At 49.7% G+C, this 3829-nt stretch carries 4 protein-coding genes; all 4 read right to left on the bottom strand.

What is annotated here, in order from left to right; translation table 11 throughout:
• Positions 1–232 precede the first annotated feature (232 nt).
• The 4 genes from GY843_RS13105 to GY843_RS13090 all read right to left on the bottom strand — a co-directional run bounded on the left by GY843_RS13105 (position 233) and on the right by GY843_RS13090 (position 3789).
• Positions 233–1192, bottom strand: coding sequence for a PDR/VanB family oxidoreductase (locus GY843_RS13105; RefSeq protein WP_297310357.1), 960 nt, complete (start codon positions 1190–1192; stop codon positions 233–235).
• Between the two features lie 68 nt (positions 1193–1260).
• Positions 1261–2004 (bottom strand): SDR family NAD(P)-dependent oxidoreductase, encoded by a 744-nt coding sequence (locus tag GY843_RS13100; protein WP_297310355.1) that lies wholly within the window; start codon positions 2002–2004, stop codon positions 1261–1263.
• Positions 2005–2014: 10 nt separating this feature from the next.
• Positions 2015–2494 (bottom strand): aromatic-ring-hydroxylating dioxygenase subunit beta, encoded by a 480-nt coding sequence (locus GY843_RS13095; RefSeq protein WP_297310352.1) that lies wholly within the window; start codon positions 2492–2494, stop codon positions 2015–2017.
• Positions 2495–2511: 17 nt separating this feature from the next.
• Positions 2512–3789, bottom strand: coding sequence for an aromatic ring-hydroxylating dioxygenase subunit alpha (locus GY843_RS13090; RefSeq protein WP_297310350.1), 1278 nt, complete (start codon positions 3787–3789; stop codon positions 2512–2514).
• Positions 3790–3829 lie beyond the last annotated feature (40 nt).

The following is a 3829-nucleotide window of genomic DNA, read 5'->3' as shown; positions in this document are numbered from 1 at the left end:
CTTTTATTTTTATGGTTCAGGTACGGCATCACCCCCGAACGAGACTAACTGCCGTGTGTGCTTAAAGGTTTTCTAAGGGACCTGCGAACAAGTCCTGTTAGTGCTCTGCAAGCCCTACGGGGCCTACACGATTTATTCGCAAGTTCCCTAACTTCACTTAACCTCCGGAGGCTCGCCTTCGGTTAAGCATTTTTATTGCAGACCACAGACAACGCTATGGTCTGGAATTCTTTTAAATATCCAATACCAAACGATCTGTTTTAGAACGTGAACAGCAAACTACGATCTGGTCGTTATCCTCTTTTTCCTCATCCGTCAGGAAGTGGTCTTTGTGATCTGGCGTACCTTCCAGAACATCACACAGACATGTGCCGCATACACCCTGCTCACAGGACACATCTACTTTGATTCCTACCGTTGCCAACGCTTCAGTGATGCTCTGTCCGTCCTCTACCATCACAGTGACACCACTCTGCTCTGCAACCACTTCAAATGCGGAACCATGGTTATCCACCTCTGCATTGAAGTATTCGAAGTGAACATTGTCTTTTGGATAGCTGCACGTCTCTTCCGCCGTGCTGATCACCCAATCCATAAAGCCGGTCGGACCGCAGACATAAACATGTTTACCCTCAGCATAAGCACCAAATACCTGCTCAGGGTTAAAACGCTGCTCATCACCCTCATCATCAAAATGCAGGTGCAGTTGCTCAGCAAATTCACTCTGTAGTTCTGCAAGGAAACCGGCGCTGCTGCGGCTTCGGCAGCAGTAATGGAATTCAAAACTTTTACCTTCAGCTTTCAGAGCGTAGGCCATTGTCAGCATCGGTGTTACACCGATACCACCGCCTACCAGAATGCTGCTCTCACCGCTCATATTCAATGGAAAGTGGTTACGTGGTTCGCTGATCTGCAGCTCGTGGCCAACATTGAAATTCTCATGGATCGCAATGGAGCCACCACGGGACGCAGGATCTTTCAAAATACCAAGGCGATAACTCGTGCCGTGGCCAGGTGCATTGCTCAATGAATACTGACGGATGATCTCTGGTGACACATGCACATCAACGTGTGCACCGGCTTCAAAGGCCGGTAACAGGTCACCGTCTTTACGGCTCAGTTCAAAAACCGCAACTCCGTCTGCCTGCTCTTCGCGTCCAGTTACGACTACATCAATCAATTCGCTATTCATCTGCTCACCCTTAAAAATTCTTAATGCCGGACTGCAAGCAGTCCGGCTAACTGACCTTTACTCAGGTCTTAACGCATGTAGATACCACCGTTGATATCCCAGGTTGCCCCAGTCACAAACGACGATTCTCTGCTGGCCAGTTTGGCTACCATGTCCGCTACGAACCCGGCATCTCCCAGCTCTTGTACAGGAATCATGTCGTTGATGATCTGCTCCAGTTTGTCCGCCGGAACCAGATCACGAACTGATGGTAGATCCATCGGACCCGGTGCAACCGCATTCACCGTGACACCGGATGCCGCCAGATTACGGGCAAAGATCTTGGTCATCGCCAGAATCGCACCTTTAGTGGAACCGTAATGGGCACCCGCCGCTGCACCACCATTCTGGCCTGCCAGTGAGGCCAGATTTACGATGCGGCCATAACCCTGATCCGCAAAGTACTGTCCAAAGACCTGACAACCAAAGAAGGTGCCGCGCTGGTTAACTGCAATCACCTTGTCGAACTCTTCAGGAGAGATCTCCATTACCGGTGTAGTCAGCGTTAGCGCTGCGTTATTTACCAACGCATCAACACGACCAAAACGTTCAATGGTCTGCTGCAGTGCTGTATTGAAGTTTTCTTTCTCCAAAACATTCAGCTGCAGAGCCAGAACCCGTTCACCACTGCTGTCGATCTCGTTTGCAGCAGCAATAACGCTCTGCTCATCGGCATCGGTCAGAGCTACGGCAAAACCTGCGTTAAACAGGCTCTGCGCGATAGCCTTACCCAGCCCCTGAGCCGCACCTGTTACCAAAGCAACTTGAGACATGGTTTTCTCCTTACAGGATGTAGCCAATGCTGCTCAGGTAAGAGTCACCGTTTTGCAAACGGATCACCTTCTCATCAATACGGAACTGATCCGCATCTTTCTGCAGCTTGTAAGTCACATCCGCCGGGTAAGTTTTAGTGTTACCGTGGCGGCATTCACTCAGGTACATAGAGCAACGTACAGTTACGAACTCATCATCCTGCTCCAGAATGCGGAAGCGCCCCATCTGACGAACAGTTTTCTCTGTAGTCTGAGTTGATACCGCTTCACCACCGACCAGACGAGCTACGCGCAGCTGGCGCATCTCCGCTTTGTCGTAAGCAAAGTTCAGAGTGTTAGCAAAGTCAGTTTCCTTAGGATCGATTGGCACGATGTAAACACCGCCCTCTGTCCAAAGATCCAACCAGTTTTGGTACTCTTCGAAATCCAGCATGTCCGCTTCTGCATCAACAAAAGCTTTTACCTGATTCAGCAAACTTAGATCTGTCATTCCTAATCTCCTCTCAATCAGGCTGTCATTACTTTCTTGTACTGGCGGTACGCTGCACGCATACCTGTCTCGGAGCAGACTGCACCGTAAACATTGCCATCTTCGCTGGTATCCAGGTTTTCCATACCGCGGTTAACCAGAATCCACTCATCTTTACCGGCGTGGGAACCTTTCTGTACACGTTCCCATGCTTCAGCATCGTCCGGCGTACCAAAGCCCATTGGACCCTGGAAATGTTCATGCAAACGCAGACGCATCTGGTTGAATGGCGCAGGTGCACCCTCACCACCCAGTGCAACGTGGTGGATCTCAGTTTCATTAACGCTGATAGGTGCCAGTACACGGAAGAACGCCATTGAACATGCAACGTTCGGGAACAGGTTCAGGTTGAAGCCGGAACCACCTACTGCACGTACCATGCGACGCACTTCTTCATCGGAGTGACCTTCTGCCGCCAGCTCTTCTGCCAGTTCTTTGAAACGGTCTGGGATTGGTGCATCCAGATCCTGTTCCAGATCAACCAGCTCAGGGATCATCACCATCACACTGTGACCGTTACCCAGATCTTCTACTCGACCTTCGCCATCCAAGAAGTCGAATACTTCAGCAGTCTGGTCGTCTACAGAGGATACGAATGACTTATGTACGATTGGGAAGTGGTAAGCATCCGTAGTGTTTTCCAGCTGGATCTTCCAGTTGCCCGGGAAACGGAAACGGTGATCACCCAGAACCTTCAGTGGGTAACCGCCACTCTGTTTCATAAACAGATCGATCCACTTCTTAGCACCACCCAGGAAGTCTTCCAGCGGCTCAATATCTTCTTTGAATGTCGCGAAGATCATGCCCTGGTAAGTTTCAAAGCGCAGGCTGATCAGTGGGTATTCAGACTTGTCGAATACACCGTCATACTCTTCTGGCTTAGGGATCGCACGCAGTGCGCCATCCAATGAGTAACCCCAACCGTGGTATGGGCACATGAAGCTCTTGGTTTTACCCTTCTTACCTTCACATACTGTTGCAGCGCGGTGACGGCAGCGGTTCAGCAGTACGTGGATGTTTTTCTTACGGTCACGGCTGATGATTACAGAGTGACGACCGATCATCGCTGTTTTGTAGGAACCTACTTCTGGCACTTCACTTTCATGACCTACCCAAACCCAAGTGTTGTTAAACACTTTGTCCAGTTCCTCTTCGAAGATTTCCGGATCGGAATAGATCGAAGTGTGGACCTTGTCTTCTTTAATTAGCTGCTCGTAATCAGCAGCTACATTTTTAATATCAATCATGTCTGTCATGGGGTTCCCCAATCTTTATTGTTTTTCACTACACTACTTG

The sequence above is a fragment of the Neptuniibacter sp. genome (assembly GCF_024231755.1).
In the GTDB taxonomy this organism is placed as follows: Bacteria; Pseudomonadota; Gammaproteobacteria; order Pseudomonadales; family Balneatricaceae; genus Neptuniibacter.
Note: the sequence above shows the minus strand (reverse complement) of the source record. Positions and strands in the feature narration are given on the sequence as shown.